Origin of the sequence: Streptomyces sp. NPDC001532 (assembly GCF_040298625.1) — a bacterium.
Lineage (GTDB): Bacteria > Actinomycetota > Actinomycetes > Streptomycetales > Streptomycetaceae > Streptomyces.
This window is the reverse complement of record NZ_JBEPAL010000001.1, coordinates 39,392-61,614: the sequence shown is the minus strand read 5'-3', so window position 1 is coordinate 61,614 and position 22,223 is coordinate 39,392. Positions and strand designations below refer to the sequence as shown.

The following is a 22,223-nucleotide window of genomic DNA, read 5'->3' as shown; positions in this document are numbered from 1 at the left end:
CGTCACGTCCCGCCTCCGAAGCGCTGGCAAGTGACAGCTGACAGATGTTGAAATCTGTCAGCTGTCATGTCAGTCTGGAGGCATGACGATCCACAAGCGCACCCTCGGCACCACCGGCCCCCAGGTCTCCGCCCTCGGCCTCGGCTGCATGGGCATGTCCGCGCTGTACGGCGACGCGGACCGGGCCGAGTCCGTCGCGACCATCCACGCGGCGCTCGAAGCGGGCGTCACCCTGCTCGACACCGGCGACTTCTACGGCATGGGCCACAACGAGCTGCTGATCGGCGAGGCCCTGCGCGCCGCCCCCGCCGCCCGGCGCGAACAGGCCCTGGTCAGCGTCAAGTTCGGCGCGCTGCGGGACCCGGACGGCGGCTGGTCGGGCTACGACGGCCGGCCCGAGGCCGTGCGGAACTTCGCCGCGTACTCGCTCCAGCGCCTCGGCGTCGACCACATCGACGTGTACCGGATCGCCCGGCTCGACCCGGCCGTACCGATCGAGGAGACGGTCGGCGCGATCGCCGAACTCGTCGAGCGGGGACACGTCCGGCACATCGGCCTCAGCGAGGTCGGCGCCGACACCGTCCGCAAGGCCGCCGCGACCGCCCCCATCGCGGACCTCCAGATCGAGTACTCCCTGATCTCGCGCGGCATCGAGGCCGAGATCCTGCCGACCCTCCGTGAGCTGGGCATCGGCGTCACCGCGTACGGCGTCCTCTCGCGCGGGCTGATCTCCGGCCACTTCACCGCCGACCGGCAGCTCGCCGCCGGTGACTTCCGCTCCCTCTCACCCCGCTTCCAGGGCGACAACCTGCGGCACAACCTCGGCCTCGTCGAGGCGCTGCGGAAGATCGCCGAACGCAAGGGCGTCTCCGTCGCGCAGATCGCCATCGCCTGGGTGCTGGCCCAGGGCGAGCGGTACGGCACGGACATCGTGCCGCTGGTCGGCGCCCGCACCCGCGACCGGCTCACCGAGGCGCTGGGCGCGCTCGACGTCACGCTGGACGCCGCCGACCTCACGGCGATCGAGCAGGCCGTGCCCGCCGACGCGGCGGCCGGCGAGCGCTACCCCGCGGCGCAGATGGCACACCTCGACAGCGAGCGCTGACCGGCCCGCGGGTACCGTCACCTCATGGCACCGACCAGCGAGACCCTGACCGCCGAGCGCATCCTCGAAGTCACCGAGGAAGTGCTGCGCCGCCACGGCCCGGCCAAGGCCACCGTGGTCGACGTGGCCCGCGCGCTCGGCGTCAGCCACGGCAGCGTCTACCGGCACTTCCGCACCAAGGCGGCCCTGCGGGAGGCCGTGACGAAGCGCTGGCTGGACCGTACGTCCGAGGTGCTGGCCGACATCGTCGCCGAGGACCGCGACCCGGAGCAGCGGCTGCGGGCCTGGCTGCGGGCGCTGTTCGACGCCAAGCGCCGCAAGGCGGGCGACGATCCGGAGCTGTTCGCCACCTACATGGTGCTGACCGGCGAGAGCGGCGAGGCGGTCGCCGAGCACATCGCCGACCTCGTCGGCCAGTTGGCCACGATCGTCCGGGCGGGCACCGAGGCGGGCACCCTCGCCTCCGCCGACCCGGCCACCACCGCCCGCGCCGTCTTCCACGCCACCGGCCGCTTCCACGACCCCTGCTACGCCAAGGAGTGGGAACGGCCCGGCGCCGAGGAGGAGTTCGAGGCGCTGGTGGACCTGGTGACCCGAGGGCTGCGGGCCTGAGCGGTCCCGCCGCGGAGCGCGGGCGTCAGGCCCCGACCTGCGTCGTCCGGCCCAGGTACGTCACCGGACCCGGGTCGGGGACGTCGATCGGGCGGAAGCCCAGCCGGTCGTAGAACGCGCGGGCGGGGGTGTTCGCCGTCACCATGCTCAGATGGACGGCCGGGACCCCGGCGTCCGACAGCGCCCGCAGGAACCGGTGCATCAGGGCGCGGCCGTGGCCGCGGCGCTGCCACTCGGGGAGCAGGTCGATGTGCAGATGGGCCGGGTGGCCGGCCAGCTCGGGCAGGATCATCCGCTCGGGCCGGTGCAGCAGCCTGGCGATCTCCTCGCCGGGCGTGGCGGGCGGGCCGGCCGGGTCCGGGTACCGGTCGGCCACCAGGGGCAGCCACGTGGCGCGGAACTCCGCGACGAAGCGCGGGGTGTCCGCCGTGCCCAGGACGTAGCCGACCGCCCGGCCCCGGCCGTCGTCGAGGACGAAGGCGAGCTCCGGCTCCAGGTGGACGTACGGGGCGGCGAAGGTCGCCGGGAAGATCCCGGGGTCGGAGTAGTGGGGGCGGCTGTCCTGGCCGACGTGGGCGGTGCGGACGCAGATGTCGTCGAGGGCCGCCCGGTCCTCGGGGCGGTAGGGGCGCACGGTGGGTGTGTCGGGTGTGCTGGTCACCCCGGCATCGTGCCGCCCCTGGGAGCGCTCCCACAAGAGGTGCGGCGGCCTCTCCTCAGCCGATCGTCCGCGGCAGGCGCAGGCTCAGCAGCCCGGTCAGCACCACCCCCGCCACCTGCGCCAGCAGCGTCACCACCAGGGCGTCGCGCATACCGAGGCCCGGCACCAGGGAGAGGAAGAGCGTGCCCAGGCCGGCCACGCCCAGCGCCAGCGCCGACTGCTGGGTGGTGATCATCACGCCGCTGCCGACCCCGGCGCGCGACGGCGGCACCTCGGACAGCACCACACGGAAGATGACCGGCAGCTGAAGAGCCTGGCCCGCACCCGCGAGCGCCGCACCCGGCAGCAGCTCGACCAGACCGGTGTCCGGCCAGGAGGACCAGGCGGCCAGCGCCAGCAGAGCCACGCCCACCCCCTGGATCACCGCCCCGGCCGTCACCACCCGGGTGCCGTACCGGGCGACCAGCCGCGGCCCGGCGAGGGAGACGAGGAAGAACACCACCGCCATCGGGGTGAGCGCCAGTCCCGCCGCGACCGGACCGAGGCCCGCCCCCTCCTGGAGCGCCACCGCGATCACGAACATGAAGCCGCTGAAACCGATCGAGAACGGCAGGATCAGCACCAGCCCCCGCCGCAGCGAGACCAGCGCGAACAGGCTCGGCGGCACCAGCGGCGTCCGCCCCCGCCGGTCCGCCCGGCGCTCCACCGCCCAGAACGCGCCCGCGGCGAACGGGAACGCCGCCAGCGACAGCCACGTCCACAGCGGCCAGCCCGCGGCCCGGCCCTCGGTGAGCGGGACCAGCAGGGTCAGCAGCGACACGGCGAGCAGGACCGTGCCGGGGCCGTCGACCGGCTCCGGACGCGGGGAGCGGGTCTCCGGGACGGCGCGCGCGGCCAGCACCAGGCCGGCCAGCACGACCGGCACGTTCACCAGGAACACCGCCCGCCAGCCGGTGCCGGCCACGTCCGCGGCCACCAGCACGCCGCCGAGGATCTGCCCGGCCACCATGGCCAGACCGGCCGTGGCGCCGTACAGGCTCATGGCCTTGGCCCGGCGGGCGCCCGAGGTGGCCGACTGGATGGTGGCGAGCACCTGCGGCAGCATCGCGGCGGACGCGGCCCCCTGCGCCACCCGCGCCGCGACGAGCGTCCAGGCGGTCGGCGCGAGCCCGCAGGCCAGCGAGGTGACACCGAAGGCCACCATGCCGGCGAGGAACAGCCGGCGCCGTCCGAACAGGTCGCCGAGCCGGCCGCCCAGGACGAGGAGGACGGCGTAGGCGACGCCGTAGCCGGCCACGACGAGTTCGAGGACGGCCTCGCTCGCGGCGAGGTCCTCGCCCATGGCGGGCAGGGCCACGTTGACGATGAAGAAGTCGATGAGGGGGAGTGCCGCGCCCAGCAGCACGGTGCAGAGGCCCAGGTCGCCGAGGACGGGTGGCTCGGCGGCGGTCCGGGCCGGGCGGGAGGTGATGGTTTCGGTCACGACCCCGAGCCTGCGGCGGCGCCGAGGCAGGTACCAGAGTGTCCTTGTCCTGGTACCAGGACCACCTGGCAACAGCGTCCGCGCCGAGGCAGGCTTGGCCCATGACGACGACGGCCGAGCAGACCGCACGGGATCCCGAGGCCCCCCGCGGCCGGGCCGCGCAGATCCGGCGGCACGAACTCGCCGCCTTCCTGCGCCACCGCCGCGAGCACATCAGCCCCGAGCGCGTCGGCCTGCCGCGGGGCCGCCGCCGTCGTACGCCGGGACTGCGCCGCGAGGAGGTCGCCCAGCTCTCCTCGGTCGGCGTCACCTGGTACACCTGGCTCGAACAGGCCCGCGACATCCAGGTCTCCGTCCAGGTCCTCGACGCCCTGGCCCGCGCCCTGCTCCTCGACTCCGGCGAACGCGCCCACCTGTTCCGCCTGGCCGGTGCCGTCGACCCGACCCCGGCCACCGTCTGCCCCTCGCTCACCCCGGCGCTGCGCGCGGTCCTGGAGCAACTGGAGCCGTTCCCGGCCTGTGCGCAGAACAGCCGGTACGACATCCTCGCCCACAACCGCACCTACGGGCTGCTGCTGTGCGACCTGGACGCGGTGCCGCCCGAGGACCGCAACTGCGTGCTCCTGTCGTACACGCACGACGACTGGCGCTCCTCGATCGTGCACCTGGAGGAGACCCAGCGGGTGATGGCGGCCCGCTTCCGGGCCACGATGGCCGGCCACCTCGGCGACCCCGCCTGGAAGATGCTGCTCAAGCGGCTGCGCGCCGAGTCCCCGGAGTTCCGCGAGGCCTGGGACCGGCACGAGGTGGTGACCCACCGCAGCAAGCGCAAGGAGTTCGTCAACCGGTACGTCGGCCGTGTCACCGTCGACCACACCGACCTGTGGCTCAGCCCCGAGCAGGGCCCGCGCGTGGTGACGTACGTCCCGGCCGACGAGGAGTCCCGGCGCCGCCTGGAGCGGCTGCACGCGCTGGCGGTGGAGCGACGGGACGGCGCCTAGGCCGCCGACACCCTCGCCGCCTCCCGCACCTCGCCGGACTCCAGTTCCCGTGCGGTGCGCTCGGCCGTGCGGCGGGCCCAGCGGCCCGTGGTGAGGGCGCCGAGGAGCAGTATGGCGAGGCCGCAGCCGCTGAGGATCCACCAGCCGGGGACGGCGGCGGAGACGAAGGTGTCCCGGTACGCCGACGCCCCGATGCCCGCCGCCAGCACGGCTCCGACGACCGCGACGCCCAGGGTCTGGCCGAGCTGCCGGCTGGTGGAGGCGACCGCGGCGGCGACCCCGGCCTGCGCGCGCGGCATGCCGGAGACGGCCGTGTTGGTGATCGGGGCGTTGACGAAGCCGAAGCCCACGCCGAACAGGGCGTATCCGACGAAGAGGCCGGTGTTCGACGTCTCCGCCTCGAACACGGCGAACAGCACCGCGCTGGTGGTCATCGCGAGGCCCGCGATCACCAGCGGCAGCCGTGGCCCGCGGCTGGCCACCAGACGGCCGGACAGGGGCGCGCACAGGAACGTGGGCACGGCCATCGGCAGCATCCACAGCCCGGCGTGCAGCGCGTCCAGCCCGCGCACGTTCTGGAGGTACAGCGTCGACAGGAACAGGAACCCGCCGAGCGCCGCGAACGCCGCGATCGCGATCAGCGTGGCCCCGCTGAACGGCGCCGACCTGAAGAACCGCAGGTCGATCAGTGGTTCCGCGCGCCGCGGCTCGTACGCCAGCAGGCCGAGCAGCGCCGCGACCGCCACCACCGCGAACGGCAGCACCGTCGCGAACCCGGCCTCCGGCGCCTCGATGATCGCGTACGTCAGCGCGCCGAACAGCGCGATCACCAGCGCCTGCCCGACCGGGTCGGCCCGGCGGGCCCGGGCCGCGCGGGACTCGGGCACGTACCGCAGCGTCAGCAGCAGCGCGGTCAGCCCCACCGGCAGGTTGACCCAGAAGATCGCCCGCCAGCCGACCGTCTCGACCAGGACGCCGCCGACCAGCGGGCCCGCCGCCATGGAGATGCCGACGACCGCGCCCCAGACGCCGATCGCGCGGGCCCGCTCCCGGGGGTCGGTGAAAGTGTTGGTGATGATCGACATGGCGACCGGGTTCAGCATCGAGCCGCCCACCGCCTGGACCATCCGGAAGGCGATCAGCGCCTCCAGGTTCGGTGCCATGGAGCACAGCGCCGAACCGATGGTGAAGACGACCAGCCCGGCCATGAAGACGCGCTTGCGCCCGATCCGGTCGGCGGTGGACCCGGCGAGCATCAGCAGCGCGGCCAGCACCAGCGTGTACGCGTCGATCGTCCACTGCAGGCCCGAGGTGCTCGCGCCCAGATCGTCCTGCATGGCGGGCAGCGCCACGTTCAGCGCGGTGTTGTCGAGGCTCACGATCAGCAGGCTCATGCAGCAGATCGCGAGCACCAGCAGACGTCGGCGATGGCTGAGCTCGGGCATGCGGCCATCGTACGCCCGTTTCGATAGTGCGGCTAACTAACGAATTTTACGAACTCATTGCGCGGCACAATGGAGTAATGCCCACGCCCACGCAGCCGCTGCGGATCGGTCCGCACACCGTTCAGCCGCCCGTCGTCCTCGCCCCGATGGCCGGGATCACCAACGCGCCCTTCCGTACCCTGTGCAGGGAGTTCAGCGGTGGCAAGGGGCTGTTCGTCAGCGAGATGATCACCACCCGGGCGCTGGTCGAGCGCAACGAGAAGACCATGCAGCTGATCCACTTCGACGCGACCGAGAAGCCGCGCTCGATCCAGCTGTACGGCGTGGACCCGGCCACCGTCGGCAAGGCCGTCCGCATGATCGCGGAGGAGGGCCTGGCCGACCACATCGACCTCAACTTCGGCTGCCCCGTCCCCAAGGTCACCCGCAAGGGCGGCGGCTCCGCCCTGCCCTACAAGCGCAACCTGCTGCGCGCCATCCTCCGCGAGGCCGTCGCCGGCGCCGGCGACCTGCCGGTCACCATGAAGATGCGCAAGGGCATCGACGACGACCACATCACCTACCTCGACGCCGGCCGCATCGCCGTCGAGGAGGGCGTCACCGCCATCGCCCTGCACGGCCGCACCGCCGCCCAGCACTACGGCGGCACCGCCGACTGGGACGCCATCGCCCGGCTCAAGGAACACGTCCCGGAGATCCCGGTGCTCGGCAACGGCGACATCTGGTCGGCCGCCGACGCGGTGCGCATGGTGCGCGAGACCGGCTGCGACGGCGTCGTCGTCGGCCGCGGCTGCCTGGGCCGGCCGTGGCTCTTCGCCGACCTGGTCGCCGCCTTCGAGGGCCGTACGGCCGACCTCGCGCGTCCCGCGCTGCGCGAGGTCGCCGACGTCATGGTCCGGCACGCCACGCTGCTCGGCGAGTGGATCGGCGACGAGTCCAAGGGCGTCGTCGACTTCCGCAAGCACGTCGCCTGGTACCTCAAGGGCTTCGCGGTCGGCTCCGAGATGCGCAAGCGGCTCGCCATCACCTCCTCCCTCGCCGAGCTGCGCTCAGGGCTCGACGAGCTGGACCTCGACCAGCCCTGGCCCGCCGGCGCCGACGGCCCGCGCGGCCGCACCTCCGGCAACAACCGGGTCGTCCTGCCGGACGGCTGGCTGAAGGACCCCTACGACTGCGCGGGCATCACCGAGGACGCGGAGCTGGACACCTCCGGCGGCTGATCAGTCCGCCGCCTTTCCTGACGGCGTCGAGCCGTACGCCGTCAGGAACCGGTCCCGGAACGCGCTCATCTTCCACACCGGCGCGTCCCCGGCGGGCTCCAGACCGTCCGTCCAGCCCCAGCCGGCGATCTTCTCCAGCACCTCCGGGTCCTTGGCGACGACCGACACCGGTACGTCCCGGCCGGCGTCGGAACCGCTGACCCGGGCGATCGGCTCGTGGTCACCGAGGAAGACCAGCACGGTGTCGTCACCGCCGTAGCGGGTGAGCCACTGGGTGAGGCTGGTCACCGAGTACCGCACCGACCGGCCGTACTCCTCCTTGGAGCGGGCGGAGCTGGCGACCACGTCCCCCGGGTCGGCGCCCGCCTTCTCGATGCCCTCGAAGATCCGCCCGTCGCCCAGCTCGTCCCAGCCGACCAGCTCGGGGACGGGCGCCCACGGCTGGTGGCTGGAGGTGAGGATGACCTCCGCCATCAGCGGCCGGTCCCGCTCCTTGCCGTGCTCCAGCCGCTGGAACGCCTCCAGCGCGTACTGGTCCGGCATCGTCGACCAGCTGAACTTCGGGCCGCGATAGCCGAGGTGGAAGGCGTCGTAGACATGGTCGAGGCCGTAGAACTCCGCCTCCGGCCAGGCCTTCTGCACCCCCGGCATGATCCCGACCGTCCGCCAGGCGCCCGTCCGGCGGAACGCCTCGGTGAGACTCAGATGGTCGCCGGAGGTGACCGTGCGGTACCGCTGCTGGTTGTCGATCCACAGGCCCGACATGAAGGTGGAGTGGCCGAGCCAGCTGCTGCCGCCGTACGTCGCCGAGGTCAGCCAGCCGCTCTTCGCCCGGAAGCCCGCCTTCGTCAGCGCCTCGGTGTTCGCCTCCAGGGAGCGGTGGACGCCGGGGCGGATCGCCGGGTCCTCGATCGCGCTGCGGCCGTAGCTCTCGATGAAGGTGAAGATCACGTCCTTGCCGCGCAGGTCGGGCACCAGCCGCTCGGGCGGGGTCGCGCCGAAGGCATCGGCCCGCGCCTCCCGCGCGAACGCCGCCTCGTCCCGCAGCGTGGCCCGCACCCGCTCGGTCTGGATCCGCACCAGCGCCGCCGCGTGGTCGGAGGCCACCGGCAACCCGGCGAGCTGCACGCCCAGCGCCGCCGTCACCGTCCACACGAGGGTGGCGGCCAGCGTCGAGCGGACCGCGACCGTGCGGTGGCGGGCCAGCAGCTCGCCCAGCCGGACCGTGGACAGCACCATCAGCGCGCACAGCAGCACGACCAGCAGCAGCGCACCGGCCGTCACCCCGAGCGCGCCCGCCTCACCGAGCGTGTCACCGGCGTACGACTGGGCGTCGTCGAGGAGTTCCCAGTCCAGGACCAGGTTGAAGCCCCGGCCCAGATACTCGTGGAACCCCATGTCGAGGAGGTTCAGCACGGTCAGCGCGGCCAGCCCGAGCCCGAGCGCGACCGCCGCCGCCAGCCGGGGGCGGCGCGGCAGCGCCAGCAGCAGCGCCGCCGCGACGATCGCCTCCAGAGGGATCCGGACGAACTTGCCGGGCGTGAGCGTGGGCAGGGTGTTCGGCAGCAGCAGCGCGCCGAGCACCAGCGCGGCGGACAGGACGGTGAGCGTCCGGTTCAGTACGCGCGCGGCGACGGGACGCGCGGTACGCCAGCGGGCGAGGACAGACACCCAGGGTCCTTCCGTACGGGGCCGGGCCGGAGGCGGGCCCGGCGTGGGGGAACGGGCCCGCCGCCCTCACGTACGGGCGGACGGCGGACTCCGTTCACCGCCCCGCGGCCGGATTCGCCCTCAGGCACCCCCCACGGCGGTCAGCAGCGCCAACGGAGCCGCCGCCGAACGCGACTCGCGCACACAGGCGTGCGGATACGGCACCGGCTCGGCATGGGTGTCGCGGCCGTAGCCCGCCAGCACCTCCGGCAGCCGGTGGCCGGTCGCGGTCGCCGCGTCCACCAGCGCGTGCGCCACCGTCCGGGCCTCGTCGTGCAGGCCGTAGCGGGCCAGGCCCAGGGCGATCAGCGCGTTGTCGTGCGGCCACACCGAACCCCGGTGGTACGACAGCGGGTGGTACGCCGGCTGCCCGGCCGCCACCGTGCGCACGCCCCAGCCGGAGAAGAAGTCCGGTTCCACCAGGCGCCGGCCGACGACCTCGCCGTACTCCTTGTCCAGCAGCCCCGACCACAGCAGATGCCCGGCGTCCGAGGCGAGCGCGTCCACCTGGCGGCCCTCGCCGTCCAGCGCGAGCGCCGGGAAGGACCGCTCCGGCATCCAGAAGTCCCGCTGGAAGCGGTCGCGCAGATCACCGGCCGCCTGCTCCAGCAGCGCCGCGTAGGTCTCGTCCCCCCACACCGCGCGGGCCAGTTGCGCGGTGCGGCGCAACGCGTCGTAGGCGTACCCCTGCGCGCCCGCCGCCATCACCGGGCCGCTCGGGCGGGTGCCGTCCGCCCAGCAGATCGCGCCGGGGGAGTCCTTCCAGTTCTGGTTGGCGAGGCCGCCCTGGTCGGCCCGGTAGACCAGATAGCCGCGCGAGGTCAGCCCGCCGTGGTCCAGCATCCAGCCGACCGCCGCGCGGGCGTGCGGCTCCAGCCGGCGGCCCAGGGCGGTGTCCCCGGTCTGCTCGACGTACGCCCCGAGCAGGACCAGGAAGAGCGGGGTGGCGTCCACCGAGCCGTAGTACCGCCCGTACGGCACCTGCCCGAAGTGCGCCAGCTCGCCGTACCGCACCTCGTGCACGATCTTGCCGGGCTGGGCCACCGAACCGGGCAGCGCCTCGGTCGCCTGGGCCGCGGCGAGCGCGGGCAGCGTGGCCGCCGCCAGCTGCGGGTGGTACGGCAGCGCGAACAGCGCGGTGAGCAGGGCGTCCCGGCCCAGCAGCGCCAGGAACCACGGGGCGCCGGCCGCCGGCACCCGCAGATCCTCACCGTCCGGGCCGGTCGCCGGGATCTGGAGCGCGGCGAGATCCGCGAGGCCCCGGGCGCACGCCGCCGCCAGCTCCGGCCAGCCGGTCGGGAAGGCCACGCCCTCCACGAACCGCCCCTCCGCCGCCAGCAGCTGCTCCGCCACCGCCGCGGGGGAGCGGGGCACCCGCAGCGCCCGCTTCTCGCCGTGCGGACGGGCCATGACCCGCAGCGTCAGCTCGGCCGTCCCGTGCGGCTCCAGATCGAGGGCCCAGACCAGACGCCGGGCGCCGGTGCCGGTCTCCTCCACGGCGTCCGGGGCGGGCTCGGCCGTGACCGTCGTGCAGGACCGCCACTCGCTGCGCTGGTAGGTGAACTCCACCCCGTGCTCCAGCACCTGGCGGCGGCGGACCGCGCCGGGCTTCGGATAGGTGCGGTGGTCGGAGCGCAGCTCGAACTGGTCGGTGAAGTCGGCGTCGGCCGTGACGGCCAGGTGGACCCGGGTCGGCACCGGCCGGTTGCTGGTGATCCGCAGCTGCTCCACGAACGCGCTGTCCGCGACCGCCTGCTCCCGGAAGACCGTGTACGCCGGGGGTTCCTGGCGCCCGCCGCGCGGCACCAGCACACACCGCGCGGTGTCCCCGGCAGCCACCGGTGACAGTGCCTCCGGCACCGCCCCGTCGACCGTGAGCTGCCACCGGCTCAGATGCCGGGCGTCCCGCACGAAGAAGCCGTCCGGGAGACCGGGCCGCGCCGCCCCGCCGTTCCGCACGCCGCTGATGTCGCCGCCGTCGCCCACGGCGGCGAAGGTCCCGCCGTGCACGAGCAGATGATGCCGGTCCGTCATGCCCGCTCTCCTCCCCTGAGTTCACTGCTGGCGGACTGGTCGAGCAAGAGATCGAGGGCGAGGGCGGCGGTCCAGCCGAAGCCGGTCGCACCGCACGCCTCGCCGGTGTACGGATCCACGTACTCCGCGAAGCCGGAGGCAGCCGCGGAGTCCAGGAGCGCCCCGCGCAGCGCGTCGGCCCGCTCCCGCTCGCCGTGCGTGCGCAGCCCCCGCTCCACCAGCCAGCCGGTGTTGAACCAGGCCGGGCCGCGCCAGTACCGGTGCGGGTCGAAGGCCTCGCCGAGCAGGTCGTAGCTGGGCACGAGCCGGGTGCTGCCGCCGAGCCCGAAGTGCGGGCCGGTCGCGGTCCGCACCAGGGCCGCGGCCGTCTCGCGGGGCAGCGTGGGCAGCAGCAGCGGGATCAGCCCGGACACCCCGCGTTCGGGGATCAGCCCGCCGGAGCGCACGTCCCGGCAGAAGAACATCTCCCGGGCCGGGTCGTAGAGCCGGTCGATCAGCACCCCGGTCAGCCGCTCGGCGCGCGCGTGCCGGGCGGTGCCGGTGGCGCCCAGCTCGCCGGCGATCCGGGCCAGCGCGTGCTCGGAGGCGATGAGCAGGGCGTTGAACGCCGGGTCCTCCACGGCGAAGTCGGCGCGGCCGTCGGCGTACCCGCCGTCCCGGTAGTCCGCGGCCAGCCGGACGTAGCGGCCGTAGTCCAGGTCCGTCGGCCGGTCCTCGGGGGAGCCGTGGTCGAGGTCGGCGCGCCGGAAGGAACGGGCCGGGGCCGGGGTGACGCGGGCGAGCGGGGCGTCCCAGCAGGGGCTGTTGTCCATGCCCTGCTCCCACGGGTGGACCACCGAGGCGAGCCCGCCGCCGCCGAGGTCGCGGCGGTGCAGCAGATAGCGGTGCCAGGCGGCCAGCCGGGGGTACACCGCGGCGAGGAAGCCGCGCGCCCACGACAGGCCCGGATCGGCGCGGTGCACCAGCCAGGCGGCCAGGGCGTGCACCGGTGGCTGCACGATGCCGGACGTCTGTACGGTGCGCGGGGCGCCGGACGCGCGTCCGGCGGTCGAGGACCGCCAGAAGTCGGGGCTCGGGAAGTAGGCGTCGAGCGGGACGGAGGGGTTGAACACGATGTGCGGGATCCGCCCGTCGTCCCACTGGGCCGCGAGCAGCGTCTCCAGCTCGGTCTGCGCCCGTAACGGCGACAGGTGCCGCAGCCCGATCGCGATGAACGCGGAGTCCCAGGACCACTGGTGCGGATACAGGCCGCGGGAGGGCACCGTGGAGGTGCCGGTCCAGTTGTCCTCCAGCACGCGGACGGCACCGGCATGCAGCGGATCCGGCCCGGCGGCCGGATCGTATGCAATGACGTGCTCCGCGCCAGGGGCGGTCAGTTGGGCAGTGCGATCCACTCGGGGCTCCCCGAAAGGCGTCCGGCCGACCGGTTCGGTCATGGCTACCGTAGGGTTACGTCTATTTAACACGCAAAACTCAATATGTAATGCAGGCTTGAGAAACACAAGGGGGTGCGCATGACCGGACGGCCGGGAAGGACCGGAAAGGGCGGCGGCAGCCAGGCGAGCGCCGGCGATCTGCTCGAACTGGTGCGCAGTGGCCGCGCCACCACACGCGGCGCGCTCCAGCAGGTCACCGGACTGTCCCGGGCCACCGTCGGACAGCGGCTGGACCGGCTCTTCCGCGCGGGCTGGCTGCGCGAGGGCGCCGGCGGGCCGGTGGACTCCCCGCTCGGCGGCCGCCCGTCCATCACCCTGGAGTTCGACGACGAGCACGCCGTCGTCCTCGCCGCCGACCTGGACACCCGGCACGCCCGCGCCGCCGTGCTGTCCCTGACCGGCGAGATCCACGCCGAGCACTCCGGCACCCTCGCCCTGGAGGACGGCCCGGACGCCGTCCTCGGCGAACTGGGCCGCTGGTTCGCGGAGCTGCTGGAGAAGGCCGGGCACCGGGCCCAGGAGGTCTGCGGCATCGGCCTCGCCGTGCCGGGGCCGGTGGACAGCGAGACCGGCCGGGTCGTGCAGCCGCCGATCATGCCCGGCTGGGACGGCTACGACATAACCGGCCGCCTGGCCAGGGCCTTCGGCGACCACACCGGTGCCGGCCCGGTGCCGGTGCTGGTGGACAACGACGCCAACCTCATGGCCTACGGCGAACAGCGCACCGGCTACCCCGACTGCTCGGCGTTCGCGCTGGTCAAGGTCTCCACCGGGATCGGCGCCGGAGTCGTCGTCGACGGCTCCGTCTACCGGGGCGTCGACGGCGGCGCCGGGGACATCGGCCACATCCGGGTGCCGGAGGGCGCGGGCGCCCTGTGCCGGTGCGGCTCCTACGGCTGTCTGGCCGCCGTCGCCAGCGGCGGCGCGGTGGCCCGGCGGCTCGCCGAGAACGGGGTGCCGGCGGCGTCCGGCTCGGATGTGCGGGACCTGCTGGCGGCCGGGCATCCGGAGGCGGTCGGACTGGCGCGGGAGGCCGGGCGCCGGGTCGGGGACGTGCTGGCGACCGTCGTCACCCTGCTGAACCCGGGGGTGCTGATGATCGCCGGGGACCTGGCCGGGACGCCGTTCCTGACCGGTGTGCGCGAGCTGCTGTACCAGCGGGCGCTGCCGCGTTCCACCGCCCGTCTGGAGGTCGTGACCTCACGGCTGGGGGAGCGTGCGGGCCTGGTGGGGGCGGGTGCGCTGGTCGTGGAACACCTGTACGCGCCGGAGCGGGTGGAGGAGCGGCTGCGCGTGCTCGGAGTTTGAGCGAAGGTGGAGATGTGACGTTCGCATTTCCGTCCTGGGACACGTCCGGATGGTGAAATCCAGCAGGTCGTGGCAGCGTGATTCTCGCCACCCTTGATAAGGGTTGCGCTCAGATGAGCGGTTCATGAGCGACTGCACTTCTCCAAGGGGTGGCACTCAGTGCCACCCCTTGATCGTTCATCGATCGAACTCAGGCGTGTCGATGGCCGCTCAGATGAGCGAAATACCCGCTCCACCGATGTTGTCGCGTTCAAGAAGTGAACACAAAGCCTGTCGGCGGCATACCAAGCCTTGACTTTCGATCCGCTGGCGGACGACTGGTTACGGGCGCATGACGCACAAGTGGACGTACCCAGCAGCCTTCGATCTGGGTATGTTCCTCGCCGTCAGGGCAGCCACCGCGGATCGAGGAGTCGAGACCCGTGTCGGAAAACAAAGATCCCCACGTAGCCGAGCAGGCCGGCAGTGTTGAGGGCGTGAAGTTCGTCTACGACTTCACCGAGGGCAACAAGGACCTCAAGGATCTCCTCGGCGGCAAGGGTGCCAACCTCGCCGAGATGACCAACCTGGGCCTTCCCGTCCCGCCCGGCTTCACCATCACCACCGAGGCCTGCAAGGTCTACCTGGACAGCGGCGAGGAGCCGGCGGCACTGCGTGACGAGGTGAGTGCGCACCTCGACGCGCTGGAGCAGCACATGGGCAAGAAGCTCGGCCAGGCCGACAACCCGCTGCTCGTCTCGGTCCGCTCGGGCGCCAAGTTCTCCATGCCCGGCATGATGGACACCGTCCTCAACATCGGACTCTCCGACAAGTCGGTCCAGGGCCTGGCCAAGCAGGCCGGCGACGAGCGCTTCGCCTGGGACTCCTACCGCCGCCTCATCCAGATGTTCGGCAAGACCGTCCTCGGCGTCGACGGCGAGCTCTTCGAGGAGGCGCTGGAGAAGGCCAAGGAGACCAAGAAGGTCACGGTCGACACCGAGCTGGAGGCCGCCGACCTCAAGAAGCTCGTCACCGCCTTCAAGAAGATCGTCAAGAAGGAGGCGGGCCGCGACTTCCCGCAGGACCCGCGCGAGCAGATGGACCTCGCCATCAAGGCGGTCTTCGACTCCTGGAACGGCGACCGCGCCAAGCTCTACCGCCGCCAGGAGCGCATCCCCGGCGACCTCGGCACCGCCGTCAACGTCTGCTCCATGGTCTTCGGCAACCTCGGCCCCGACTCCGGCACCGGCGTCGCCTTCACCCGCGACCCCGCCTCCGGCCACCAGGGCGTCTACGGCGACTACCTCCAGAACGCGCAGGGCGAGGACGTCGTCGCGGGCATCCGCAACACCGTCCCGCTCGCCGAGCTGGAGTCGATCGACAAGAAGTCGTACGACCAGCTGATGCAGATCATGGAGACCCTGGAGAACCACTACAAGGATCTCTGCGACATCGAGTTCACCATCGAGCGCGGCCGGCTCTGGATGCTCCAGACCCGCGTCGGCAAGCGCACCGCGGGCGCGGCCTTCCGCATCGCCACCCAGCTGGTCGACCAGGGCCTCATCGACGAGGCGGAAGCCCTCCAGCGCGTCACCGGCGCCCAGCTCGCCCAGCTGATGTTCCCCCGCTTCGACGACAGCGCCAAGGTCGCGCAGGTCGGCCGGGGCATCGCCGCCTCCCCGGGCGCCGCGGTCGGCAAGGCCGTCTTCGACTCCTACACCGCCGTCAAGTGGTCCCGCTCCGGCGAGAAGGTCATCCTGATCCGCCGCGAGACCAACCCCGACGACCTCGACGGCATGATCGCCGCCGAGGGCATCCTGACCTCGCGCGGCGGCAAGACCTCGCACGCCGCCGTCGTCGCCCGCGGCATGGGCAAGACCTGTGTCTGCGGCGCGGAGGAGCTGGAGGTCGACACCAAGCGCCGCCGGATGACGGTGCCGGGCGGCCACGTCGTCGAGGAGGGCGACGTCATCTCCATCGACGGCTCCTCGGGCAAGGTCTACCTCGGTGAGGTCCCGGTGGTCCCGTCCCCGGTCGTCGAGTACTTCGAGGGCCGTATGCACGCCGGCGCGGACGACGCCGACGAACTGGTCGCGGCGGTCCACCGCATCATGGCCTTCGCCGACCGCAAGCGCCGGCTGCGGGTGCGCGCCAACGCCGACAACGCCGAGGACGCGCTGCGCGCGCGCCGCTTCGGCGCCCAGGGCATCGGCCTGTGCCGCACCGAGCACATGTTCCTCGGCGACCGGCGTGAACTCGTCGAGCGCCTGATCCTGGCCGACACGGAGACGGAGCGCGAGGAGTCCCTCAAGGAGCTCCTGCCCCTCCAGAAGCAGGACTTCGTCGAGCTGTTCGAGGCGATGGACGGCCTCCCGGTCACCATCCGTCTCCTCGACCCGCCGCTGCACGAGTTCCTCCCGGACATCACCGAACTGTCGGTCCGGGTGGCGCTCGCCGAGTCCCGCCAGGAGCCGCACGAGAACGACCTGCGCCTGCTCCAGGCCGTGCACCGCCTGCACGAGCAGAACCCGATGCTGGGCCTGCGCGGCGTACGCCTCGGCCTGGTCATCCCCGGCCTGTTCACCATGCAGGTCCGCGCCATCGCCGAGGCGGCGGCCGAACGCAAGGCGGCCAAGGGCGACCCGCGCGCGGAGATCATGATCCCGCTGGTGGGCACCGTCCAGGAGCTGGAGATCGTCCGCGAGGAGGCCGACCAGGTCATCGCGGAGGTCCAGGAGGCCACCGGCACCGAGCTGAAGCTGGCGATCGGCACGATGATCGAGCTGCCGCGCGCCGCGCTCACCGCAGGCCAGATCGCGGAGGCCGCGCAGTTCTTCTCCTTCGGCACGAACGACCTGACCCAGACGGTCTGGGGCTTCAGCCGCGACGACGTGGAGGCCTCGTTCTTCACGGCCTACCTGGAGAAGGGCATCTTCGGCGTCAGCCCGTTCGAGACGATCGACAAGGACGGCGTCGGCTCCCTCGTCGCCGCGGCGGTCAAGGCGGGCCGCGAGACCCGGCCCGACCTCAAGCTCGGCGTCTGCGGCGAGCACGGCGGCGACCCGGAGTCCGTCCACTTCTTCCACGAGGTGGGCCTGGACTACGTCTCCTGCTCCCCGTTCCGCATCCCGGTCGCCCGCCTCGAAGCCGGCCGCGCCGCCTCCACCTCGGAGGGCAGCGACCACCGCTGATCCGACCCCGGAGGCCCCGGCCTCCCCTTGAACCCGGAGCCGCCGCTTGTCACCCGACCCTCACCGATCGGCGACGGCTCCGGCCTCTTGAGAGAGGGCGGCACCCTGTGCGGGGGTGCCGCCCTCTCGTGCGTGCGCGCGGTTCGCCCCGCCTCAGTCCCACGCGTTGAAGAGCACTCCGCCCAATGTGGTGATGCCGTGGTGGCGAACGGCGCGCCACTCGCCTCGGGTCAGGACCGAGGTGTCGACGTCCGCGAGCGGCAGCGTGAGCTGCGCGCGGTCGAGAACGACGAACCCCAGGTCGGCGAAGGTACGGGCCCACGGCGGCGGTGCGGTGAACTCCTCCGTGTACCAGTCCCGGCGTTCCCGGGCGAAGGCGATCCAGGGGTGGTGGGCGTGGCACAGGACGACGCGCGTGCCTGTGCCCTCGATGACCGTCGCGCTGTGGAACGTACGCGGGTAGGCCTGTTCCTCGATCTCGCCCACATGGCCGTCGGCGGCCCGGGCGGCCGCGTACAGCGCCGCGCGGAACGCCCGCCGGTCGGTTTCCGGCAGCGGCCCGTCCTTCGGCCGGAGGAAGCCGGTGGCGCCTCGCGGCAGCGTGAACGCCGGGTTCTCGTCTGTGGCCATGTGGTTCATTCTGCCGACGTCCCACCCGCGCCCCAGGTCGGTGCCGGCTCGATGGCTCAGAGCGGTACGGCCACCGCGTCGAACGTCGTCTCCGGGGTCTGGGGGCTGGTGAAGCGGGCGTTGACCAGGTAGAGGCGGTTGCCCCAGCGGGCGGCGGTGGTGGGGACGTCGAAACGGGGGTCGGTGAGGGTGGTGCGCAGGGTCGCCGTGGTGGCGGCGGGGTCCAGGTGCCAGACGGAGACGGTGTTCAGACGGTTCTGGACGACGTAGAGCGTGCGGCCGATGCGCAGCAGGCCGTCGCCGTTGACGACGGTGTCCTGGCCGATCAGGGTGATCTCGACCGCCTCGCCGGTCCTCGGGGAGACCCGGTACAGGGTGCCCGGCGTGCTCTTCACGACGATCAGGTCGCGGCCGTCGGGGGCCGTGACGATGCCGTTGGCGTTGTTGACGCCGGGCAGCTGCTCCCAGGAGCCGGTGAGCGGGAGTTCCCTCACGGGTCCGGTACGGCCGCGCGGGACGCCGTACAGGACCGCCGCGCGGGAGTCGGTGAACCAGGCGCGGTCCTCGTGCAGGATCACGTCGTTGATGAACTGCCCGCTGGAGGCCGTGAGCTGGTACGTGTGCTCCAGCGCGCCCGTGCGCGCGTCCACGATCTTCGCCGTGCCGCCACCGCCTCCGGCGACGTACAGCAGACCGTCGCGGTCCAGCTTCAGGCCGATGGACGCGGTGCCCGGCGTGCCCGCGTGGAGGACCTCGCTCTCGCCGGTGCGCAGATCGGCGCGGAGGACGGCGCCGTCGGCGCGGGAGCCCAGGTAGGCGTACGGCCGGGCGCCGATGGTGATGCCCTCGGGGAGCCAGCCGTCAGGGAGGGGGAACTGCGTCGGCCAGGCGGGGCGGTTGCCGGCCTGGGCCGCGGTGGTGCCGGTGGCCACCGTGAGCGCGGCGGCGGCACCGCCGAGGACGGCGCGCCGGGACGGCTGGGGGCGGTTCCGGTTCATGGTTCGGGCCTCCGTCAGAGGGTCAGAGGTGAGCCGTGCGGGGTCGGTGGGACTCGATGAAACTCCATCGCCGCGGCCGGCTCGACCGCTGCGCGGAAGTCGACAGAAAGTCGACAGCCTCGAACGGGCCGGAACCGGCCAGGACGGGCCAGGATCGGCCGGGACGGGCCAGGACGGATCCATCGGGTCCCACCTCCCCGCCCGCGCTACGCCCGGAAGGGCCCCGTCACCTCGTACGTGATCCCGCCGGACGAGCTGCCCGACGTACCGCGCTGGCTGGAGAAGTACAGGCGCCGGCCGTCGGGGGAGAACGCCGGGCCGGTGATCTCCGAGGCGGACTGGCCGTCGATGCGCAGGAACGGGGCGATCACGTCGTCCGGCGTGATCACGCAGATCTCCAGGTTGCCGCCGTCCTCCGCCACGAACAGGTCGCCGGAGGAGGTGCCGGTGACGTTGTCGACGCCGGTGAGCGGGGCCGTGCCGCCGGTCACCAGGGAGTCGTCGTAGGCCAGTTCGATGGTCTGGGCGGCGGCGTTGTACTGCCAGACGCGATTGTCGCCCTTGGTGGTGAACCAGCAGGTGTCGTTGGCGTAGTAGCACCCCTCGCCGCCGTTGAACCGCTTGGCGCCGGAGACCTGGTTGCGGGTGGCGGTGGCACCGGTCGGGTCCGGGACGCGGGCCCAGGTGACCGGGCCGGACGTGCCGGTGCCGGCGACCAGCACCTCCAGGGTGCCGGAGGAGAGGTTGCCCCAGGTGGTGGGCTTGAAGCGGTAGAAGCAGCCGTCCGTGACGTCCTCGGTCATGTAGATGACCTGACGGACCGGGTCGGCCGCCGCCGCCTCGTGCTTGAAGCGGCCCATCGCGTCCCGGCGGGTGGCCGCCTGCACGCCCCACGGATCCGTCTCGTAGACGTAACCGCGGTCGACCTCCTCGCAGGACAGCCAGGTGTTCCACGGGGTCTTGCCGCCGGCGCAGTTGGTGCGGGTGTTGGAGAGGATGCGGTACGCGCCGGTGATCGCGCCGGTCGAGGAGAACTTCACCGCGCCCGCGCCGCCGCCGGGGCTGATCTCCGAGTTCGAGACGTAGATCCAGCCGGACCCGTCGGCGTAACAGGCGCCGCCGTCGGGAGCGTTGTGCCAGGTGTACGACGTGCCGGGGACGGTCTGCCCGGAACGGGCGACGACCCGGCTGGTGAAGCCGCCGGGAAGCCGGATGCCGTTGGCGTCCGGGCCGCCCAGGGCGCCGTAGGGGCCGGTGCCGGGCTGCGCGGGGGCCGCGTACGCGGCGCCGCGCCAGAGGGTTCCGCCGAGCGCGGCGGAGGTACCGCCGATGAGAGCCGCACGCAGGAGGCTACGACGTTCCACTCTCACTCCAAGAGTGCCGTGTCCGCCCCACCACCGGTCGGCGGCGGGGTCACGCGATCCAGGACCTTAGGGCAGCGGGGTGGCCTGGCCGTGGACGGACGGTGACGGATCGGGGGCGCGGCCGGGGCGGGTCCCTCGGCACACCGATCTTCACAATGATCACAGAATAGTCACACGCCTCATGTGCGGCATGTCCTGGCATTACGTTCATCCCCTTACGCAACAGACGTCCGGGGGGACGAGATGACCAACCCGTACACCACCTCGCACACGCCTCGCTGGGCGCGGAAGCGCTACGTGCTGCCGGCCCTGGCACTGGCCTTCTGTCTCGGCATCGGCGCGGGCGCGGGAACCGGCGGCGAGGCGGCCGAGCCGACCGACAGCAAGCCGATGGCCGCGGAACCGGCCCCCACGCACACCGTCACGGCCACGGCCACGGCGACGGTGACACCCGAGGCGGAACCCGCCCCCACGGTGACGGAGACCGAGACGGTCACCGCCGAGCCGGAGCCGGACGCGGCCGCCGACCACTCGGACGACTACGACTACGACGACGCCGGCGCCGACGTCTACTACGCCAACTGCAGCGAGGTCCGCGCGGCCGGCGCCGCCCCCATTCGCCGCGGACAGCCCGGCTACGCCTCCCACCTCGACCGCGACAACGACGGCGTCGCCTGCGACACCTGAGCGGCGAGGCGGCCGGTCAGTCCCGGCGGATCAGCTCCGGATCGATCCTCCGCCCGAGCAGCGGCAGCGCGCCGAGAGCGGCGATCCCGACGACCCCCACGGCACAGGCGAGCAGCAGCGGCACCCCGTCGCCGTCCCAGAAGACGGCTCCGCCGCCGGAGACCAGATAACCGGACTCGGCCGCCTTCCCGGCCACCACCGCCAGCACGAGCCCCACCGTCAGCGGCACCACCACCTGCATGACCTGCACCGCCCGCAACGTCCGCGGCCGCGCCCCCAGCAGCGCGAGCGCGGTCACCTGCGGCCGCCGCTCCACGGCCCGGTCGGTCGCGGCGACGACATACGCAGCCACCCCGATGACGAGCCCCAGGACCATACCGAGGCCGAGCAGCGTCTTGATGACGGCGATCTGCTGGAGTCCGTCGACGTTGAGGTTCTGGGGGGTGACGTCGGCGGTGGGGGCGACACCGCGGACGCCGTCGAGGACCCTGCGGACTGTGTCCGTGCCGGGGGCGCTGATGAGCCTGAGGGTGGCTTCCGCGGGGCGGGCGTGCGGCGGCAGGGCGGTACGAGGATGGCTCCGCTCCGCAGGGCACTACCCGAAGCGGTCTCGGCGCAAGGTGCTCAGTTCCTCGTCGTCGAGTTCGCCCAGGACGCGGTTCTCGAAGCGCACTTCGCCACGTGCCACGGGCAGCACGCCGGCAAGGCAGTAGAGGAGCGATGACTTTCCCGATCCGCTCTGGCCGGTGATGGCCACCACCTCGCCGGTGCCTAGTGCGATGGATGCGCTTCTGACGGCGTGCGACTGACCGTAGAAGAGATCGATCCGCTCGAAATCCGGCCGGATCGCCACAGCCGGGAATGACGGGACGCCCGCTCGGAGTTGAGGCGCAGTCAGAGACCCGCAGTCAGCCCGGCCCGAGGAGTTCCATGTCCGACACCCCCGCCGTCCGCGAACTCCGGCTCGTCGTCACCGCCGACGACTACGACGCCGCGCTCCGCTTCTACCGGGACGTGCTCGGGCTGCCCGAGCGGGCGGCGTTCAGTTCGGACGGGGGGCGGGTGGTGATTCTGGAGGCCGGGCGGGCGACGCTGGAGATCACCGATCCGCCGCACGCGCGGTTCATCGACGAGGTCGAGACCGGGCGGCGGGAGGTCGCCGGGCACATCAGGGTCGCCTTCCAGGTGGACGACTCCGCGGCGGTCACCGCGCGGCTCGCCGCCGCCGGGGCGGAGGTGGTCGCGGAGCCGACGCGCACGCCCTGGAACAGCCTGAACGCCCGGCTGAACGCTCCGGGCGCGCTCCAGCTGACGCTGTTCACCGAGCTGGGTGAGGAGTAGCGGCGAACGCGCGACCGC

19 protein-coding genes are annotated in these 22,223 nt (G+C 72.8%); 8 read left to right on the top strand and 11 right to left on the bottom strand.

The genetic code is table 11. The features are described from left to right. Window positions 1-82 precede the first annotated feature (82 nt). Together ABT232_RS00265 and ABT232_RS00260 are read left to right on the top strand one after the other, a co-directional pair. The gene (locus ABT232_RS00265) at window positions 83-1,105 is read left to right on the top strand and encodes an aldo/keto reductase (RefSeq protein WP_351833677.1); all 1,023 of its coding nucleotides are present in this window, start codon (window positions 83-85) and stop codon (window positions 1,103-1,105) included. Window positions 1,106-1,129: 24 nt separating this feature from the next. Further along, complete coding sequence (locus ABT232_RS00260; RefSeq protein ID WP_351833675.1) at window positions 1,130-1,717, top strand: TetR/AcrR family transcriptional regulator; 588 nt, start codon at window positions 1,130-1,132, stop codon at window positions 1,715-1,717. Between the two features lie 25 nt (window positions 1,718-1,742). Here the strand turns inward: ABT232_RS00260 and ABT232_RS00255 are convergent, their stop codons facing one another. Together ABT232_RS00255 and ABT232_RS00250 are read right to left on the bottom strand one after the other, a co-directional pair. Further along, a complete protein-coding gene (locus ABT232_RS00255; protein ID WP_351833672.1) occupies window positions 1,743-2,378 on the bottom strand; it encodes a GNAT family N-acetyltransferase in 636 nt (211 codons plus the stop codon). A gap of 55 nt (window positions 2,379-2,433) precedes the next feature. Further along, window positions 2,434-3,861, bottom strand: coding sequence for an MFS transporter (locus ABT232_RS00250; RefSeq protein ID WP_351833669.1), 1,428 nt, complete (start codon window positions 3,859-3,861; stop codon window positions 2,434-2,436). A gap of 101 nt (window positions 3,862-3,962) precedes the next feature. On the opposite strand from ABT232_RS00250, the gene ABT232_RS00245 reads away from it, so the two are divergent. Continuing rightward, window positions 3,963-4,862 (top strand): MmyB family transcriptional regulator, encoded by a 900-nt coding sequence (locus tag ABT232_RS00245; protein ID WP_351833667.1) that lies wholly within the window; start codon window positions 3,963-3,965, stop codon window positions 4,860-4,862. On the opposite strand, the gene ABT232_RS00240 is transcribed toward ABT232_RS00245, so the two are convergent. Next, the gene (locus ABT232_RS00240; protein WP_351833665.1) at window positions 4,859-6,307 is read right to left on the bottom strand and encodes an MFS transporter; all 1,449 of its coding nucleotides are present in this window, start codon (window positions 6,305-6,307) and stop codon (window positions 4,859-4,861) included. The two genes, ABT232_RS00245 and ABT232_RS00240, sit on opposite strands and share 4 nt — an antisense overlap. Window positions 6,308-6,384: 77 nt before the next feature. Between ABT232_RS00240 and dusB the strand changes: the two genes are divergently transcribed. Further along, window positions 6,385-7,527 (top strand): tRNA dihydrouridine synthase DusB, encoded by a 1,143-nt coding sequence (dusB, locus tag ABT232_RS00235; RefSeq protein ID WP_351833662.1) that lies wholly within the window; start codon window positions 6,385-6,387, stop codon window positions 7,525-7,527. Here the strand turns inward: dusB and ABT232_RS00230 are convergent, their stop codons facing one another. From ABT232_RS00230 to ABT232_RS00220, 3 genes are all read right to left on the bottom strand, one after another. Beyond that, window positions 7,528-9,198 (bottom strand): alkaline phosphatase family protein, encoded by a 1,671-nt coding sequence (locus tag ABT232_RS00230; protein ID WP_351833659.1) that lies wholly within the window; start codon window positions 9,196-9,198, stop codon window positions 7,528-7,530. Window positions 9,199-9,318: 120 nt separating this feature from the next. Further along, window positions 9,319-11,271, bottom strand: a complete 1,953-nt coding sequence (locus tag ABT232_RS00225) for an amylo-alpha-1,6-glucosidase (protein ID WP_351833658.1) — start codon at window positions 11,269-11,271, stop codon at window positions 9,319-9,321. After that, on the bottom strand, window positions 11,268-12,665 hold the full coding sequence (locus ABT232_RS00220; RefSeq protein ID WP_351834757.1) for an MGH1-like glycoside hydrolase domain-containing protein: 1,398 nt from the start codon (window positions 12,663-12,665) through the stop codon (window positions 11,268-11,270). Before ABT232_RS00220 ends, ABT232_RS00225 begins: the two co-directional genes overlap by 4 nt. 120 nt (window positions 12,666-12,785) lie before the next feature. On the opposite strand from ABT232_RS00220, the gene ABT232_RS00215 reads away from it, so the two are divergent. Together ABT232_RS00215 and ppdK are read left to right on the top strand one after the other, a co-directional pair. Continuing rightward, window positions 12,786-14,015 carry an ROK family protein gene (locus ABT232_RS00215; protein ID WP_351833655.1) on the top strand — a complete coding sequence of 410 codons (1,230 nt, stop codon included), beginning with the start codon at window positions 12,786-12,788 and terminating at the stop codon, window positions 14,013-14,015. Window positions 14,016-14,437: 422 nt separating this feature from the next. Continuing rightward, window positions 14,438-17,185 carry a pyruvate, phosphate dikinase gene (gene ppdK / locus ABT232_RS00210; RefSeq protein ID WP_351833653.1) on the top strand — a complete coding sequence of 916 codons (2,748 nt, stop codon included), beginning with the start codon at window positions 14,438-14,440 and terminating at the stop codon, window positions 17,183-17,185. A gap of 153 nt (window positions 17,186-17,338) precedes the next feature. On the opposite strand, the gene ABT232_RS00205 is transcribed toward ppdK, so the two are convergent. The 3 genes from ABT232_RS00205 to ABT232_RS00195 all read right to left on the bottom strand — a co-directional run bounded on the left by ABT232_RS00205 (window position 17,339) and on the right by ABT232_RS00195 (window position 20,177). Continuing rightward, on the bottom strand, window positions 17,339-17,815 hold the full coding sequence (locus ABT232_RS00205) for a hypothetical protein (protein WP_351833651.1): 477 nt from the start codon (window positions 17,813-17,815) through the stop codon (window positions 17,339-17,341). 56 nt (window positions 17,816-17,871) lie between these two features. Continuing rightward, window positions 17,872-18,813, bottom strand: a complete 942-nt coding sequence (locus tag ABT232_RS00200) for an SMP-30/gluconolactonase/LRE family protein (RefSeq protein WP_351833648.1) — start codon at window positions 18,811-18,813, stop codon at window positions 17,872-17,874. Between the two features lie 206 nt (window positions 18,814-19,019). Further along, the gene (locus tag ABT232_RS00195) at window positions 19,020-20,177 is read right to left on the bottom strand and encodes an alkaline phosphatase PhoX (protein WP_351833646.1); all 1,158 of its coding nucleotides are present in this window, start codon (window positions 20,175-20,177) and stop codon (window positions 19,020-19,022) included. A 243-nt stretch (window positions 20,178-20,420) separates the two neighbouring features. Between ABT232_RS00195 and ABT232_RS00190 the strand changes: the two genes are divergently transcribed. Then, entirely contained in the window at window positions 20,421-20,864 is a 444-nt protein-coding gene (locus ABT232_RS00190; protein WP_351833643.1) for an excalibur calcium-binding domain-containing protein, read from the top strand. Window positions 20,865-20,880: 16 nt separating this feature from the next. Here the strand turns inward: ABT232_RS00190 and ABT232_RS00185 are convergent, their stop codons facing one another. Next, window positions 20,881-21,240: an FtsX-like permease family protein gene (locus ABT232_RS00185; protein ID WP_351833641.1), complete on the bottom strand. Its 360-nt coding sequence runs from the start codon at window positions 21,238-21,240 to the stop codon at window positions 20,881-20,883. A 219-nt stretch (window positions 21,241-21,459) separates the two neighbouring features. After that, a complete protein-coding gene (locus tag ABT232_RS00180; protein WP_351833639.1) occupies window positions 21,460-21,717 on the bottom strand; it encodes an ATP-binding cassette domain-containing protein in 258 nt (85 codons plus the stop codon). A 77-nt stretch (window positions 21,718-21,794) separates the two neighbouring features. Between ABT232_RS00180 and ABT232_RS00175 the strand changes: the two genes are divergently transcribed. After that, window positions 21,795-22,205 (top strand): VOC family protein, encoded by a 411-nt coding sequence (locus ABT232_RS00175; protein WP_351833637.1) that lies wholly within the window; start codon window positions 21,795-21,797, stop codon window positions 22,203-22,205. The last annotated feature ends 18 nt before the right edge of the window (window positions 22,206-22,223 follow it).

What these genes read in the sequence shown, in the direction of transcription:
- ABT232_RS00185 (WP_351833641.1), bottom strand. Translation starts at nt 21,240, where the DNA reads ATGGTCCTGGGGCTCGTCATCGGGGTGGCTGCGTATGTCGTCGCCGCG.
- ABT232_RS00225 (WP_351833658.1), bottom strand. Translation starts at nt 11,271, where the DNA reads ATGACGGACCGGCATCATCTGCTCGTGCACGGCGGGACCTTCGCCGCC.
- ABT232_RS00205 (WP_351833651.1), bottom strand. Translation starts at nt 17,815, where the DNA reads ATGGCCACAGACGAGAACCCGGCGTTCACGCTGCCGCGAGGCGCCACC.
- ABT232_RS00215 (WP_351833655.1), top strand. Translation starts at nt 12,786, where the DNA reads ATGACCGGACGGCCGGGAAGGACCGGAAAGGGCGGCGGCAGCCAGGCG.
- ABT232_RS00245 (WP_351833667.1), top strand. Translation starts at nt 3,963, where the DNA reads ATGACGACGACGGCCGAGCAGACCGCACGGGATCCCGAGGCCCCCCGC.
- dusB (WP_351833662.1), top strand. Translation starts at nt 6,385, where the DNA reads ATGCCCACGCCCACGCAGCCGCTGCGGATCGGTCCGCACACCGTTCAG.
- ABT232_RS00260 (WP_351833675.1), top strand. Translation starts at nt 1,130, where the DNA reads ATGGCACCGACCAGCGAGACCCTGACCGCCGAGCGCATCCTCGAAGTC.
- ABT232_RS00175 (WP_351833637.1), top strand. Translation starts at nt 21,795, where the DNA reads ATGTCCGACACCCCCGCCGTCCGCGAACTCCGGCTCGTCGTCACCGCC.
- ABT232_RS00265 (WP_351833677.1), top strand. Translation starts at nt 83, where the DNA reads ATGACGATCCACAAGCGCACCCTCGGCACCACCGGCCCCCAGGTCTCC.
- ABT232_RS00240 (WP_351833665.1), bottom strand. Translation starts at nt 6,307, where the DNA reads ATGCCCGAGCTCAGCCATCGCCGACGTCTGCTGGTGCTCGCGATCTGC.
- ABT232_RS00190 (WP_351833643.1), top strand. Translation starts at nt 20,421, where the DNA reads ATGACCAACCCGTACACCACCTCGCACACGCCTCGCTGGGCGCGGAAG.
- ABT232_RS00200 (WP_351833648.1), bottom strand. Translation starts at nt 18,813, where the DNA reads ATGAACCGGAACCGCCCCCAGCCGTCCCGGCGCGCCGTCCTCGGCGGT.